Here is a 17,409-nt window from a genome sequence, read left to right as displayed (position 1 = left end):
CATGTCTAAAAAAACGATGTATTTTCTCCTGGGCGGAACCGCCGTCCTTGTCATTCTTTTGGTTGTACTTTCAAAAACGGGCGTCATCGGCAAAAAGAACGAAGGCACTGCGGTCGAGACGGCAAAAGTTGAGGAAATAACCATCGTTGAAACGGTTTCGGCTACCGGAAAAGTGCAGCCTGAGATCGAGGTTAAGATTTCGTCCGAAGTGTCGGGCGAGATCATCGAACTTCCGATAAAAGAAGGCCAGATCGTTAAAAAAGGGCAACTTCTTGTAAAGATCAACCCCGATTTATACACGTCGGGTCTGAACAGAACCGTTTCGAATCTTTCAGGAACGAAGGCAGGTTTGAGCCAGGCCGACGCGCAATTTGCCGAAGCTCGCGCGAACTACGACCGAAACAAGACGCTTTTCGAAAAAGGAATTATCTCCAAAGCCGATTGGGACAAAGCCATTTCGTCGTTCGAGGTCGCAAAAGCCAACAAACAATCCGCTTATTACAACGTCCAAAGTGCCGCGGCGACGGTCAACGAAGCCAAAGATAATTTGGGCCGAACCAATATCTATTCTCCTGCCGACGGAACGATTTCAGTTCTCGGCGTCGAACTCGGCGAGCGCGTGCTCGGAACACAGCAGATGGCCGGAACCGAACTGCTTCGCGTGGCCAACCTGAACAACATGGAGGTCGAGGTCGACGTTAACGAGAACGACATCGTCAAAATCAGTGTCGGCGATTCGGCGAACGTCGAGGTCGATGCGTATCTCAAAAAGAAATTCAAGGGTTTGGTCACGAGTATTTCAAACTCGGCGAGCACGGCCACGACTGCCGACCAAGTGACGAACTTCAAGGTGAAAGTACGTATCGTCAAGGAATCGTACCAGGATTTGATCGAGGGAAAACCCGCGAATTATTCTCCGTTCCGTCCCGGGATGACCGCGACTGTCGATATCATCACGAAACGTCGTGAGAACGTGCTTTCGGTTCCGATCAGCTCGGTTGTCGTAAAGACCGACACGACGGCCAAGAAGACGTTTAAGGTCGAGGACAAGAACTCGGACGAAAGCCTCAAGAAAGCGAAAACCGAGAAAAAATTCGAATGTGTCTTCGTCAAATCGGGCGGTCAGGCGAAACTTCGCGTGATCAAAACCGGAATCCAGGACGATACGAACATCGAAGTGCTGTCGGGGCTGAAAAAAGGCGACATCGTCATTACCGGACCGTACAATACCGTTACGAAAGACCTGACTTCAGGCGACAAGGTAACCGAGGAAAAAGCAGGCGACAAACCCAAAGACTGATGTCGCTTATCTTAAATATTGAGACCGCCACCAAAAACTGCTCGGTGGCTTTGGCTCGCGACGGACAAACCGTTTCCAGCCAGGAAATTTCGGGACAGGGATATTCGCATGCCGAGAAACTCCACGTTTTCATTGAAACCGTTTTAAAGGATTCTAGTGTTTCGTACGCCGATCTGGATGCGATTGCCGTGAGCCGCGGCCCTGGTTCTTACACGGGTTTGCGGATCGGCGTTTCGGCTGCGAAAGGGTTGTGTTTTGCGCTCGGGATTCCGATGATAGCTGTCGATACGCTGCAGGTTTTGGCGTCTCAGGCGAACGTTTCGGACGGCGTCGTGATTCCGATGTTGGACGCGAGGCGAATGGAAGTCTACAGCGCAATTTTTTCAGCCTCGGGCGCACAATTGCGTGAAACGAAAGCCGAAGTCGTTACCGAGGAATCGTTCGCCGAAATCTCCCAAAAAGCGTACTTCGTAGGCGATGCGAATGAGAAATGCGAACCGGTTTTAAAACGAAATAATTTCGCATTTTTGAATGACATCGTTTTTCCATCGGCTCTTGCCATGTCTTCGCTGAGTTTCGCGAAATTCAACAATAACGAATTTGAGGATGTCGCGTATTTCGAGCCGTTTTACCTAAAGGATTTTCTGGCCGCGCCTCCAAAGAAATAATCACTGCACCGAGCGTTCCTTCACGATCGGCTGGATGTTGATTCCGGCGGCTTCGAACGCTTCTTTCCCGCCTTCCAAAATTTCGTAAGTCATCTCGCTGAATATGTCGTTTTTCGACCACGGACGGACCGCAATGTTGATCGAATGGTCGGTCAGATCGCGCACGACGACGACTGGCGCAGGCGTTTTCAACACTTTCTTGTTGTTTTTCATGAGTTCGAGTAAAATCTCGCGCACTTTTTTGATGTCGGTGTCGTAGGAAACCGAGAACGTGAGGTCGGCACGTCGCACGCCCTGCATCGAATAATTGATGATCGTTCCGTTTGAAAGCGCGCCGTTCGGTACGAAAATCGTCTGGTTATTCCCGGTCAATAATTTCGTTACGAAAATTTGGATTTCACTTACCGTTCCATTGACGCCTTGTGCTTCGATCGTATCTCCGACGCGGAACGGCTTGAACATGATGATCAGCATGCCGCCCGCAAAATTCGAAAGCGAACCCTGAAGTGACAAACCAACGGCTAATCCCATCGCACCCAAAATTGCCACGAACGACGAGGTCTCGATCCCGAGTTTCGATATCACCGAAACGAAAAGCAAAATCCGCATCGCCCAAAGCAAAATGTCCGACAGGAAATTCGAAAGCGTCGCATCGAGCTCGCGTCTTACCATGAGTCGTTTTACCAGACGATTGATCAATCGGATCGCGTAAAGCCCGATAAATAAGATCAGTAAAGCTGAAATCAGCCTTGGCGTATATTCGATGATCACGTTCACGAGGGAATCGACATAATCGCCAATCGAATGCAGTTCGCTCGTGATTTCGTGTTTTTCGGCAGTTTCGAGATTTTCCATGGGTGCAAAAATAAAAAACCTCCGCGAAACGAAGGTTTTTAAAAGTGATAGAGTTTTGTTAATCGGCGGGTTCCTCGAAGCGATTCTCGTCGGGCGATTGGCGCGGTTCTTCGAAATCCTCGTTCGCGTCCTGGGCGAAAGCGGTTTTTTCGACGACGGGTTCGGTCGTTTCGGGGACGATTTCAGGCGTCGGCAGTACGTGGTCGCTCGCGTCCTTTATCGGATCCGGTGATTGTTCGATCGGTGGCGGTTCGTTCACGTTTTCAGGCGTGCCGCCGAACAGTTTTCTAAAAAAATCTCCTAATCCCATGTTTTAGTTTTTTTGGTTATCGACGAAAGTTAGTGAATTTAACTCGCTGATTCCAAATTTTTTAGCGCAGTCTCAAAGTCCGATTCGGGAAGCCCGCAGGCTTTGTTTTGGCAGATGTAGAACAAGTTGCCGTTTTCAGGCATCCGGTTTTGCAGGAACGGAAGTTTGGATTCGGTCGTCGACGCGGCCAACGTCACATTCGGAAAATATCTCGAGTTGATGTCGGTCGCGAACCGCAACGCGTCGGTTCCACAAATGGCGAGCTCACGTTGGCTTTCAAAGAAATTCAAAAACACGTACAGCCAATTTGAAAACGCCGACGGATAATCGATCACGGGAAGCAAATGGCGCAACATATTCTCGGCTTTCGTTTCATAATGTTGGTTCTCGAAATAGATGCCGAGTCGGTACAAATTCTCGCACATGATCGAATTCGACGCGGGAATCACGTTGTCTTCCATTTCAAAATGTTCGGCGACAAGCGCTTTGTCGAGGTTCGACGTGAAGCAGAAAAAGCCTTTCTCGGCGTCGAAGAAATGATCGAACGCATAATCCGCGAGCTGCTTGGCGTCGGTTAAGAATTTCTCATCGAGCGTGGCTTCGTAAAGCGAAATGAAGGCATCGATCACGAACGCATAATCCTCGAGATAGCCGTTGATCGTGCTCTTGCCGTTTTTGTGGTTGTGCCAAAGATTTCCATCGGACGACCAACATTGACGTCGGATGAAATTGGCGTTTTTCAACGCGATTTCAATATATTCGGGTTTGCCCAAAGCTTTATAAGCATCGACATAACCCTTGAGCATGATTGCGTTCCACGACGTGAGTGATTTGTCGTCGAGTCCCGGACGGTGGCGTTTTTCGCGTTCGGCAAAAAGGATTTTTTCCCAGTTTTGTTTCTTGGTTTCGAGTTCCGATAACGGCATTCGTCGGATTTCAGCGATCGATTCCAAAGGCTCTTTTTGGATCAGTACGTAATTGCCGTTTTCCCAATGTCCGAAGTCGTTGATGCTGAAAACGTCCGAAAATATTTCGAAATCATCGCCGATCAATTTCTCCAATTCCGGTTTCGTCCAGACGTAGAACGCGCCTTCTTCCGAATGTCCGTGCGCGTCCTTGGAATCGGCGTCGAGGGCGGAATAGAAATTTCCGTCGGGCGCCGTCAATTCGCGGGAAACGAACGAAAGTGTCTTGTCGATGACCTCCGAATACAATGGATTTCCCGTCAATTTGTATGCGTCGGCGAAAAGCGAAACCAGTTGGCCATTGTCGTACAACATCTTTTCGAAATGAGGCACGTGCCATTTGAAATCGACCGAATAGCGCGAGAATCCACCGCCGACGGTATCGAAAATCCCTCCGAACGCCATCTTCGTAAGCGTCAAATTCACGAAGTCGAGCAAGTCCGGATTTTGTGTCTGCCAACCATAGCGCAACAGGAATTTGAAATTGTTGGGCAGCATGAATTTCGGCGCTTTCATGTAGCCGCCGAATTCCCAGTCGAAACTTTTCGACCATTTTTCGAATAATGGTTTGAGTAAATTTTGATCGAGTTCCGAATCGGGATTCTCGTTCGGCAGAATGTTTAACGCTTCAAGGCCGCCGTGCAATTTTTGGGCGTAATCGATCATCTTTTGCGGATCGTTCTGCCACAATTGCGCGAGATGTTCAAGCGTCTGCATCCAATCGCCTTTGCGGAAATATGTGCCGCCCCAAACCGGACGCCCGTCGGGCAAAGCGACCACGTTCATAGGCCAACCGCCGCGTTGCGTCATGAGTTGGACGGCCTTCATGTAGACCGCATCGACGTCGGGACGTTCTTCGCGGTCGACTTTCACGTTGACGAAATTTTGGTTCATTACGGCAGCGGCTTCGGCGTCCTCGAAGGTTTCGTGTTCCATCACGTGGCACCAATGGCAGGCCGAATATCCGACCGAGATCAGCAATAATTTATTTTGGGTCGCGGCCGAAGCCAACGTCGTATCGTTCCACGCTTTCCAGTTCACGGGATTGTTCGCGTGTTGGAGTAGGTACGGGGAGGTTTCATGTGAGAGTTCGTTCATTTTGTAAAACTTCGAAATTCGTTAGTCGTTGATCGTCTGTTCAGTGTTCAGATGCTCGAATCGTTCTTTTGAATTTCGAACAGATGATCAACGAATGCTGAATTTTGAACAGAAAAAAAGCGCCCGATTGGACGCTTAAAGTTACGATTTATTGTTTAGCCGTTTATCGCTTCGACTTTTATCGCCTCGTCGTTGAGCATGTCTTTCAACATGTTCTCGATGCCGCTTTTCAACGTGAATGTCGACGATGGACAACCGTTGCACGCGCCTTGAAGTACGACTTTCACGCGTTTTTCATCGGCGTCGTAGGAATCGAAAAGAATATTTCCGCCATCGGCTTGTACCGCGGGTTTCACATATTCTTCGAGGATGTTGATGATTTGCTGAGACGTCGTGTCGAGGTTGTCGAAATTGGCGATCTTCTGTTTTTCCTGTTTCGGCGTCGCGACAATGAGATCTTCGTCGATCGCGGTTCCGCCATTTTCGATGAATTGCTTGATGAAGCCGCGCACTTCGATCGTGATTTCGTCCCAATTGTAGCTTTCGTACTTGGTGACCGAAACGTAGTTCTCGTCGATGAAAATTTCCTTTACATACGGGAATTCAAAAAGCGCTTTCGCAAGCGGAGACGGCGTCGTTTCGTCTATGTTTCGGAACTCGGCTGCGGTTTTCGTCAACATCTTGCTTGCGACGAATTTCAGCGTGGCAGGATTCGGTGTGATTTCTCCGTATACGTTAACCGGTTGTTTCTTAGGTTTTTCGTCGTCTTCAATGACGATCGGCTGCCCGCTTTGGGCGTAGTTATCGATCTGTTCGGCGACGGCGTCCTTGACATCGTCCCACTCTACGATGCTGTATCGCTCGATCGCGATGAAGTTGCCCGAGACATAGACCGTCTTGACAAATGGCAGGTAAAACAGCTGTTTTGCAAGTGGTGAATTCTTGGTGTCATCTATGTTTTTGAACTCGTAATTTCCGTGTTTCGTGATGAAATCGGGGAATCCAAACTTTAATATAAGTGGGTTTTGCGTCTCTTTGATTGAAATTCTCATTCAGAATGGTCGTTTACTAAAATAGGATGCAAATTTAACAAACATTCTTGAGCGATTTTCTATATTTGGAGATTAAAAAAAAATTAACACAACTTAAAGATTTCAGAAGAAAATTCTGTGGTCTTGATGAATCTTTGTACTTCTATGAAAAAAAAACTACTTCTGCTGATTTTTTTCCTAGTTTCGACTGCCGCGTTTTCCCAGGCGCAACTCGTAGTCTCTAACACCGATTATTCACCGTACTACATTCCCGGCACGAACAAGACGTATTCGATCTCGATTACGAACATTGGGACCGTCGCGGCCACCAACGTGCAGGTCTCGCAGCCTATTCCGGGTGGTATCGAATATTTTTCGTGGTGGGGAAGCAACGGTTCGGTTGGAGTAAACGACCCGATCGCAAACAACGCCGGAACGCTTGCTGTAGGGGCAACGCTTTCCTATACCGTTGAAATCGAGGTTCCTGCGGGAATGATCGGAACTTTGGTAAGCACGGTTACCGTAACCAGTTCGAATGCCGCTACGCAAACGGTTACCGATACCGATGTAAAAGCCGTTGGCGCCGACATCTCAGTCACGAACACGAACAACCAAACCCATTACATTCCGGGCACGACAGTGACGTACACCGTGACCGTGACCAACAATGGTCCGCTGATCGGGGCGAACATCGATGTGACGAACTTGATTCCTGCTGGAATAACGAGTTTCAACTGGTCAGGGAACAACGCCATCGTCGTTCCGAATACGCCGTTGATCAACAATATTCCTGCACTCGCTGCGGGCGCGTCAGTCGTGTATACGATCACGATGCAGATTCCGGTTGGATTCACCGGGCCGCTTACGAGTACCACGACGTGGACAACGCCTTCGTCCGATCCGGTTCCGGGTTGTACGCAATGTACCGATACCGACCAACCGAATACGGGTGCCGATGTCGTCCTCGTAAATACCGATTCACAAACAACATACACGCCAGGCGGAACGAGCGTTTATACTGTCACGGTGACCAATAACGGTCCGGGCGTAGCAACTGACGTTCACGTAACGAACGCGATTCCGGGCGGCATTCCCGCGGGATCTTTCTCATGGGTCGGCGACAACAGTTCATCGGGAACGGGCGTTGCGCTTGACGATACCATTCCGATTATGGCCAGTGGCGAATCGGTCGTGTATACGATTACCGTGAACGTTCCGGCAGCCCAAACCGCTCCGATTACGAGCACGGCTGCCGTCACGACGACTTCCACCGATCCTGACTTGTCTTGCGCCCAATGTAGCGATACCGATACGAACGGAACCGAAGCTGACATCGAAGTCACCAATACCGACAACAACACGGTTTACGTCCCAGGAACAAACAATACGTATGTCGTCACCGTGACCAACAACGGTCCTGAAACGGCTTTCGGCGTACACGTCGTTAATGCGATTCCTGCGGGAATTACCGCATTTTCATGGACGGGTACGAACGGATCGAGCGGCACCAACGTAAACCTCGACAACACGATTGCGACTTTGGCGGTCGGGCAATCCGTGACGTATACAATTACGTTGGGCGTGCCGGCTGCTTTCACCGGGCCGCTTACGAGCGCGACAACGGTTACGACAATTTCTTACGATCCGACGCCTGCGTGTACGACGTGTTCCGACACTGATACGCAAGTCGTGGCCGGAGCGGATCTTGTCGTCGTCAAAACCGACAACACGAATACTTACATTCCCGGAACAGCGACAACGTACACGATTACCGTTTACAACAATGGCCCGCAAGCCGCGACCGACGTGAACGTAGTCGATAACGTTCCAGCTGGAATTCCTGCGGCCAACGTGAGCTGGACAGGTCCGAACGGCTCTGGAACCGGCAACATCAATGAGACATTTCCAACGGTGAACGTCGGACAAACGATCACGTATACGGTCAACGTAAATATTCCCGGTGGTTTCGGTCCGTTGACCGACTTGGTGAATACCGTGGCCGTTTCGAGTACGACTATTGATCCGAATCCGGGTTGTCCGCGATGCACCGATACCAACGTTCGCGCGGGTGCCGACATCGTCACCACGAAAACCGACAACGCTTCGACGTTTACTCCGGGAACGACTGTAGTTTACACGATCAACGTGTTGAATACCGGGCCTGAAGTAGCGCAGAACGTAAGCGTCAGCGATTTGGTTCCTGCTGGAATTCCTGCAGCCAACGTGAGTTGGGTCGGTCCTGCAACTTCTGGAAGCGGCAACATCAACGAAACTTTCGCGACTGTGAACGTAAACCAGATGTTGACGTATGCCGTAACGGTGATCGTCCCATCAGACTTTGACCAAAACACTAATCTTGTCAATACGGTTGCGGTGACAAGTACGACATACGATCCGAATCCGGATTGTCTGTTCTGTACCGATACGGACACGCCTGCACCATCGGCCAACATTTCGGCCATGAAATCGGATAGCCTTCCAAACTTCGTCGACGATACCGACGTTACCTACAACATCACGATCCTGAACCAAGGGCCGAGCGATGCCGTAAATATTTTAGTTTCAGATGCGTTGCCTGCGGGAATCCTGCAAATGACTTGGGTCGGGAGCAATGGAACTTCGGGAACTGGCCCGCTTTCGGACATCATCGCCTCTTTGCCTGTTGGCGGAATCGCGACCTATGCCGTAACGATCCACATTCCGGACGATTATCATTTGACACACGCGAACTTGGTGAACACCGTCGTTCTCGATGCTGACACGCCCGATCCGGTTCCTGCCTGCCCGACTTGTACCGACACGAATCCGGCTGATTTCACCTACATCACGGTCGACAACCAAACGTATACGCTCACCGAACTCGTCGAAGACGTTTTGATCCACACCGATTGCGCGATCGTCGAGAACATCTCGGCTGTCGGTTGGCAACAAAGCGATGCGAGTACGATTTCGTATTTCCATTACAACAACTCGTCGTTCCCAATTAAAGAAGGCGTTATTATTTCGTCGGCGGGAGCGAAAGGTTATGAAGGTCATTACAGCGGCGGTAACAACAATGCGGGAACTGGTGTAAATAATCCGGGAAACAATGCGATTATTGGCGATTTGCAGGCAATCAGTAACACAATTCCTCTTAATAACAACAACAATTTAAAGGATTACTCTGAAATCCGATTCAATTTTACACCATTAACGAATACATTTAGTTTCAATTTCCTTTTCGCTTCGGACGAATATGGTACGTGGCAATGTCAATTTGGGGATGTGTTTGCATTCATGCTTACCGATAATACGGCCGGTACGCCATTGGAGAATCTTGCGGTAATCCCAAATACAAATATTCCGATCGGTGTTACCTCTATCCACGATGCAACATGGAACGGCGCCTGTCCATCATTATATCCGGAACTGTTCGATTTGTACGCGCCGTCAGTGCCGGCAATACAAACTCCTGCAAATGTTAAAGGATCGCTTGTTAAGATGACCGCCTCGGCCGATGTGATTCCCGGTCACGTCTATACCATTAAACTGGCGGTTGCCGACTTGACTGACAACGCTCTAAGCACAGCTGTTTTCCTCGAAGCAGGAAGTTTCAACGTTGGCGGTACGAACCTTAGCGCACAACTTTTCGATCCTGAAGAATTTCCTGATCTTGTTGGGCCAGCTGCGGTTTGTCCGAACGATACGAGAACATTGCAGGCGGGAACTTCAGCGATTGCGGGCGCTACATACCAATGGTATCACAACGACCTTTTGTTGAATGGCGAAACGCAGTACACGTTATTGATCGATGAGCCGGGCGTTTACACGGTGGTCGTTTCAGTTTCGGGTTCGGCCTGTCAGCAAACCGATTCGATCATCGTCGAATATCTTGACGACATGCCGCTTGGGTTCCCTGATTTCCTTGACGTGTGTGAAAATCTTCCGGCTGATTTGACGCAGATCGAAGCTGAAATCCTAAACGGTTTGGATCCGACAAATTACTTTATCCAATACCACCAAACGGAGCAGGACGCGCTTTTTGTCGCCGATCCGATCACGAATTACACGGCTTATACGGGTGAAAACAACGACTTCAACTTTCAGGGCGACGTAATTTATGCGAGCGTTGAAAACCTATTGGGGTCGGCGTGTATCGGTGTGCGTTCGTTTACGCTTAATGAAATTCCGCGTCCGGCTGTTCCGGTTGTTGCCAATCAGACGTTTATCTGCGGAGGCGGATACGTACTTCCGGCTTTACCTGTGGGACAATATTACAACACGACCGACTACGCTTCGGGCGGAACTCCAATTACCGCCGGAACATCGGTTGGGGTAGGAACGGTTTGGGTAATCAATACCAACCAATTGACCGATTGTATTTCTGAAGCCAGTTTTGACGTTTCTGAAGGTCCATGCGGCGATCCGATAACTCCTGACGATATTTATTTGTGCGACGCTTTGCCTAACGACGGAGCGGCGACATTTGACATCTCGAACATCCCGACGATTGCGCTCGGATCGAATGATGCCACGCTTTACACGGTTTCAGTTCACCCGACGCAGCTCGATGCTGATAACGACACAAGCCCGATCAATACGGCGATTCCTTTCCCTGGAACTGACGGTCAGCAAGTGTTCATCCGCATGGAGAACAATAACGACACGACTGATTTCGACACGACATTCTTCACGCTTCACGTAATTCCAATGCCTGCGATTCCGGTCGTGGCCGATGTTTTCGTGTGCGACGAATATGAATTGCCGACGCTTCCTACGGGAAGTTCATACAACTCGGCGACAGGCGGAACGGGAACGGCTTATTCGGCTGGCGACATCATTTCGACGACTATGGTTATGTACGTAATCGCCGAAACGGGAGCAACGCCGCCTTTGGTTCCGAATTGCGCCTCTGAAGCGAGTTTCGTGATCAATATTTTCACCACGCCTGCAGTTCCGACCGTAGCCGATGTGGACGCGTGCGAAACCTATGATCTACCGGCGCTTCCGGCAGGAAGTTATTACAATACATTGGGCGATGGTTCGGGAACGACACTTTTGGCGGGCGACGACATCACGACTACGCAAACGATTTGGGTAGTGTCTGAAGTAGGCACTGTTCCGTGTCGTTCATCAGCGAGTTTCGTAGTGACGGTCCACGATTTGCCTGCGACTCCGGTCGTAGCCGATGTTTTCATGTGCGACGAATACGAATTGCCGGCGCTACCTGCGGGAAGTGTTTACAATTCGGCAACCGGCGGAACGGGAACGGCGTATGCGGCGGGCGATTTTATTTCGACAACGATGACAATGTTTGTGATCGTAAACGGCACGGCACCGGCTTCATTGAATTGTTCTTCTGAAGCAAGTTTCGTAATCAACATTTTCGATACGCCTGCGGTTCCGACCGTGGCCGATATCGATGCTTGTGAAACCTATGAATTACTACCACTTCCAACAGGAAGTTATTACAATACTTTAGCCGACGGTTCAGGCACGACACTTTTGGCGGGCGATGATATCGCGACTACGCAAACGATTTGGGTAGTGGCTGAAAACGGTACGATTCCGTGTCGTTCATCGGCTAGTTTCATTGTTACGATCCACGATTTGCCTCCAACTCCAGTCGTATCCGATGTTGCGGTTTGCGGAAGTTATACGTTGCCTGCATTGACAGCAGGTTCTTACAACACACAAGCCGGAGGAACCGGAACGACATTGCCTGTAGGTTATGTCATCAACGCGACTCAGGATGTTTGGGTATTCGATGCTGGAACTTTGGCGGGTTGTTTCTCTGAAGCAAGCTTTACTGTTACCATCAATCCAATCCCCGAGGCCACGATCTCCGCAACGCCGACCACGGTCTGCATAGGCGACGCGGCCCCTGTGATCACGATCACGGGCACGGGCGGCACGGCCCCGTACACATTCTCTTATGACTATAATGGTGGCGCGACGGTCACGCTGGTCAGCGACGCCTCGGGCGTGGCGACCTTCACGGTCCCGTCGACGGCGACCGCGGGCTCCTATATTTTCAACCTGACCGACGTTTCCGACGCGAACTGCAACAGTGCCCAGAGCGACACGGTGACCATCACGGTCAACGCGCTTCCCACGGCCACGATGGCTGCCGACGTCACGGCGGTATGCGTGGGCGGCACTTCCCCCGTGATCACCTTCACGGGAGCGGGAGGCACGGCACCGTACACGTTCAGCTATACGCTTGACGGCGCGCCTTTCACGGCACAGACCACGGCGGGCTCGGATACCGTAACTGTAACAGCTCCGACGACCACCGACGGCATCTTCACCTATGAGCTCACGGGCGTCTCGGATGCCAACTGCAGCCAGGCGCAGACGGCCACGGTAAGCATCACGGTCAACCCGCTGCCTACGGCCACGATCACGCTCGACAACGCCACGGTTTGCCAGGGCGGCACGCAGCCCACGGTGACCTTCACCGGAGCGGGCGGCATCGCACCGTATACCTTCGACTACACCCTGGGCGGTACGCCGCTGCAGGTCATAAGCAACGCCGCGGGCGTGGCCACCGTACAAATACCGACCACGGCCCCGGGCACGATCGCGATCGTCCTTACGGGCGTTGCCGAATCGGGCGCCACTACGTGCTTCCAGGCCCAGTCGGGCTCGGTGAGCGTGACGGTCGACCCGCTTCCTGCGGCCACGGTTTCCATAAATGACACGGCGATCTGCCAGGACGGTACGCCGCTTCCGGTGGTGACCTTCACGGGCGCCTCGGGCACGTCCCCGTACACGTTCACCTATACGGTATCGGGTACGCCGGGCAGCCAGACGACGGTAAGCGCTGCGGGCCAGGATACGGCCACGGTCACGCTTCCTACGAACAATACGGGCACCTTCACGGTGACCCTGACGGATGTTTCCGACGCCAACGGCTGCCAGCAGGCGGTCGGGCTCTCGGTTAGCCTGGAGGTCATCGCGCCACCGGCGGTCCCTGCCACGGTGACCGACATCCGCCTGTGCGACGACAACAACGACGGGGTACGCTGCTTCGACCTGAACCCTGCGGGTCTCGAGGCCACGGGCGGCAACCCGGATCTGGGCTACAGTTTCCACCTGACGCTTCCCGATGCCCAGCAGAACATCAACGCTATCCCGGACCCTGCGCTCTACTGCAACGTGCAGCTCTGGGACCAGCCGATCATCATCAGGGTGTGGGACCTTGACGCGCCCGAGTGCGCCTCGTACTCGACCTTCATGATCCACGTGGACGCGCGTCCGACGGCCAACGAGGACATCGCGGACTTCGCCCAGTGCGACCTTGATGCCCCCGCGGGCACCGAGGACTTCATCCTTACCGACCACATAGGTGAGATCATCGCCAACCCGGCGGGCATCACCTTCACTTTCCACCACAGCCAGGGCGACGCCCAGACACCGGCCAATGCCATCCCTGCCGGACCGTACAACAGTGCGGGCGCGGAGACCATCTGGGTGCGCCTTGAGAACGCCGCGGGCTGCGTGGACGTGGCCTCGTTCGAGCTCGTGCTCTGGCCGCTGCCGAGCGTGGTGCCTTTGGCGCCGCTGACCAGCTGCATGGAAGGATCGGGGCAGGCGAGCTTCGACCTTGCCGCCTACGCCAATACCGTATCCCAGGGCATCCCGGGCGTTACGGTGAGCTACTACCTGAACATGGCCGACGCCTCGGTGCCGACCAACCCGCTCCCGGGCTTGTACGTAAGCACGGGCGGCACCGTAACGGTCCGCCTGGACAACGAGCACTGCACCAGCTATACGACCCTGGACCTTATCATGGGCACGGGCCCGGCGGTGGTATCGCCCCAGGCCATCTCGGAATGTGACGACAACAACGACTGCCACGCGCTCTTCGACCTTACCTCGGTCGAGGCGGCCATCATGGGCGGGACGGTACCTGCGGGAACGACCTTCAGCTACCACCTGACCACCGATGACGCCGAGCAAAGCCTCAACGCCATAACCGACCCGACGGCCTACCCGAACGTGCAGGACTGCAACCAGACCATCACGGTGCGCGTGACAGCCGCGGGCAACATCTGCCCGAGCTACGTGCAGCTCGACCTGTCGGTGATCCTCAGGCCCGAGGCCGTGGAGGGCGTGGAATACGAGCTCTGCGACAACGACGGCAACGGTACGGCGACCTTCGTGCTGACATCGCTTGACGACGACATACTTGCCAACACCACGGGTGCGGGCTATACGGTACAATACTATGCGCAGTTCGCCGACATCGCGGCGGGCAACCCGATCGTCTCGACGGCGGGCTACGAGAGCGCCACGGCCACGATATGGGCGGTGGTGAGCACGGCGGCCAACAGCTGTACCGATACGGTCCAGGTGAGCCTTTCGGTCTTCACGCGTCCGACGATCGCACCGATCCCGGCCTTCGTGAAGTGCGACACCGCACCGATCGACCAGCACGAGGCCTTCATCCTGAACGACCACCTGCCGCAGATCGTGCAGGGCCAGACGGGACTCACGGTGAGCTTCCACCACAGCGAGACCGACGCCATCGGCGGACTCTCGCCGATCGACGGCAGCATCCCTTACGTGAACGTGCCGCCTGCGGTGGAGTTCATCTGGGTGCGCGTGGAGAACGCCAACGGTTGCTACTACGTCACGGGCATGGACATCCGCGTGGAGCCATTGCCGATGCCTGACATGCCGCTTCCGAACAGCCCGCTCACCAACGTGTGCGACGGCAACCAGGACGGCTACGCGCAGTTCGACCTTGACGCCATCGCGGCCTACATGCTGCAGAGCGTCCCGGCGGGCACGATGACCCTTGCCTTCTACCTGACCCAGGCCGACGCCCTTGCGGGCATCAACGAGCAGTCGGGCATCTATACCAACAACGGCTATCCGGTGACCCAGACGATCTACGTGCTGGCCACCAACGACGCGGTGACCGGCAACGGCTGCCCGAACATATTGCCTTTCACGCTCAACGTGCTGGCCACGCCGATCCCGGCGACCGACCTTGCCGACCTTACCGTCTGCGACACAAACCAGGACGGCTACGCGCAGTTCGACCTGACCCAGTACGAGGCGGCCATCACGCTGCTGCAGCAGCCGGGCTCGGGTACGCTGACCTTCAGCTACTACGACGATTTGGGCCAGGCACAACTTGGCACGGGCTCACTGGGCAGCGTGACCAGCTACACCAACACGACGCCGTACACCCAGCAGATCTGGGTCCGCGCGGAGAACGCGGCCGACTGCTACAGCATCAGCAGCTTCATGCTGCAGGTGGACGTGCCGCTTGCGGTACCGGGTGCCATACCGGGCATCTGGAGCGTATGCGACGGGCAGGCTCCGGGATCGGGGCTCGCCACCGAGACGTGGGACCTGACCACGATCGTGGACGCCACGAGCGTGCCGGGCTACGACGCCTCGCTCTACACGGTGACCTATTACCCGAGCGTGAACGACGCGGCGAACGGCACCAACGCCCTCAGCCTTGCCCAGGCGCAGGCCTACGTGAACACGTCCAACCCGCAGAGCATCGGCATCGTGATCACGAGCATCGCCACGGGCTGCTCCTCGCGTACGCACAAGACCATACAGGTGCTTCCGCTGCCTGCCCCGGCACCGCTCACGGCGGCCCAGCAGACGCTGACCGGTTGCGACCAGGACGGCAACGGCACGGCCTTCTTCGACCTCTCGCAGTATGAGGCGCAGATGGCCAACGGCGACACGCTGATGACCTTCCAGTACTTCACGAGCCTTGCGGACGCCGAGGCGGGCAACGACGCGGCGGCCATCCCCGCGGCGAGCCTTTCCAATTACGAGTCGCTCGGCGGCCCGGTCTACATCCGTGTGGAGGAGGCGACCCTTGCCGAGACCGGCGGGGACTTCTGCCACGTGATCGTGACCCTGAACCTGGTGGCCAACCCGCAACCGCAGGTGACCACCTATACGCTCCAGGCGTGCGAGACCAACAACACCAACACGGCGGTCTTCGATCTGACCACTGCCGACCAGTTCCTTCTCACATCGGGAAGCGCATCGGACTATACGTTCACCTATTACCACGACCTTGTCTCGGCCCAGGCCTCGACGGGCGCGATCGCCAACTTCGCCTCGTATGCCAATACGACGAATCCTGAGATCGTCTACGTCAGGGTGGTCAACGACGCCACGGGCTGCTGGACCACGACCGAACTCACCCTCCAGGTGAACCAGGGCGCGGTGGCCACGGCCTATGCGTTCCCGGTCGTGTGCGACGACGACGCCGATCCTTCGGACGGCATCTACGTCTTCGATCTGACCTCGGCAAACGCCGACATCCTGGGCACGGTTCAGGCGGCCGACCCGCAGTTCACGGTAAGCTACTATGCGAGCCCTGCGGACGTGGCGGCCGGCACGCCGATCGCCAACCCTGCGGCCTATGCCACGGGTACGGCCACGCTGTGGGCGGTGGTGACCAACAATACGGCGGCGCCTGCCACGTGCAGCTCGGATGCGGTCGCGGTAAGCGTCACGGTCGAGCCTAGGCTCGCGGTGACGGTCGACGGCGGGCAGACGATCTGTATCGACTTCACTACGGGCGACCTGGTGAGCGCACCGACGTTGACGGCACAGCCGGGCGGGACGGGCTACACCTACGAATGGTTCCTTGACGGGACGACCACGGGCGTGCTGACCCCGACCATCACGGCCGACCTTGCCGGCGACTATACGGTAATTGTGACAAGCGCGGCGGGCTGCGTATCGGGACCTTCGGCACCGCATACGGTGGTGGAGACCAGCGCACCGGAGCAGGTGACCTACACGGTCAGCGGCGCCTTCCAGGACCACCAGTCGATCCAGGTGAGCGTGCAGGGACAGAACCCGCAGTACTTCGAGTACTCGCTGGACGGCGGGCCATGGCTTGCCAACGGCGGACTGTTCACCAACGTGGCCCCGGGACCGCATACCATCCAGGTGCGCAGCGAGTGCGGCTCGGTGGGCCCGATCGACGTGCTTTTGATCAACTATCCGCATTATTTCACGCCGAACGGCGACGGTATCCACGATACCTGGAATACGATCGGTCTTGACAACGACGGAAAGACAAAAATTTATATCTTTGACCGCTATGGGAAACTCATCAAGCAGATCGCCCCTAACAAGGAAGGCCAGGACGGATGGGACGGAACATACAACGGACACCCGATGCCGTCGACCGATTACTGGTTCA

The 17,409-nt window shown here is 54.3% G+C and carries 7 protein-coding genes; 3 read left to right on the top strand and 4 right to left on the bottom strand.

The window, feature by feature from the left end; translation table 11 throughout:
* Nucleotide 1 precedes the first annotated feature (1 nt).
* The gene (locus tag EOO50_RS12865; protein WP_290840678.1) at nt 2-1,300 is read left to right on the top strand and encodes an efflux RND transporter periplasmic adaptor subunit; all 1,299 of its coding nucleotides are present in this window, start codon (nt 2-4) and stop codon (nt 1,298-1,300) included.
* Nucleotides 1,300-1,968, top strand: a complete 669-nt coding sequence (gene tsaB / locus EOO50_RS12860; RefSeq protein WP_290840677.1) for a tRNA (adenosine(37)-N6)-threonylcarbamoyltransferase complex dimerization subunit type 1 TsaB — start codon at nt 1,300-1,302, stop codon at nt 1,966-1,968. The genes EOO50_RS12865 and tsaB overlap by 1 nt, the downstream gene beginning before the upstream one ends.
* Here the strand turns inward: tsaB and EOO50_RS12855 are convergent, their stop codons facing one another.
* From EOO50_RS12855 to EOO50_RS12840, 4 genes are all read right to left on the bottom strand, one after another.
* Nucleotides 1,969-2,823 (bottom strand): mechanosensitive ion channel domain-containing protein, encoded by an 855-nt coding sequence (locus EOO50_RS12855; protein WP_290840676.1) that lies wholly within the window; start codon nt 2,821-2,823, stop codon nt 1,969-1,971. It abuts the gene before it with no gap.
* Between the two features lie 58 nt (nt 2,824-2,881).
* On the bottom strand, nt 2,882-3,133 hold the full coding sequence (locus EOO50_RS12850; RefSeq protein ID WP_290840675.1) for a hypothetical protein: 252 nt from the start codon (nt 3,131-3,133) through the stop codon (nt 2,882-2,884).
* Between the two features lie 38 nt (nt 3,134-3,171).
* Nucleotides 3,172-5,196, bottom strand: coding sequence for a thioredoxin domain-containing protein (locus EOO50_RS12845; RefSeq protein ID WP_290840674.1), 2,025 nt, complete (start codon nt 5,194-5,196; stop codon nt 3,172-3,174).
* 155 nt (nt 5,197-5,351) lie between these two features.
* A complete protein-coding gene (locus EOO50_RS12840) occupies nt 5,352-6,248 on the bottom strand; it encodes a NifU family protein (RefSeq protein WP_290840673.1) in 897 nt (298 codons plus the stop codon).
* A 144-nt stretch (nt 6,249-6,392) separates the two neighbouring features.
* Between EOO50_RS12840 and EOO50_RS12835 the strand changes: the two genes are divergently transcribed.
* A partial coding sequence (locus EOO50_RS12835; protein WP_290840672.1) for a choice-of-anchor L domain-containing protein occupies nt 6,393-17,409 on the top strand: 11,017 nt, incomplete at its 3' end.

Source organism: Flavobacterium sp., from assembly GCF_004211145.1.
Classification (GTDB): domain Bacteria; phylum Bacteroidota; class Bacteroidia; order Flavobacteriales; family Flavobacteriaceae; genus Flavobacterium.
This window is presented reverse-complemented; position numbering and strand designations above follow the sequence as displayed.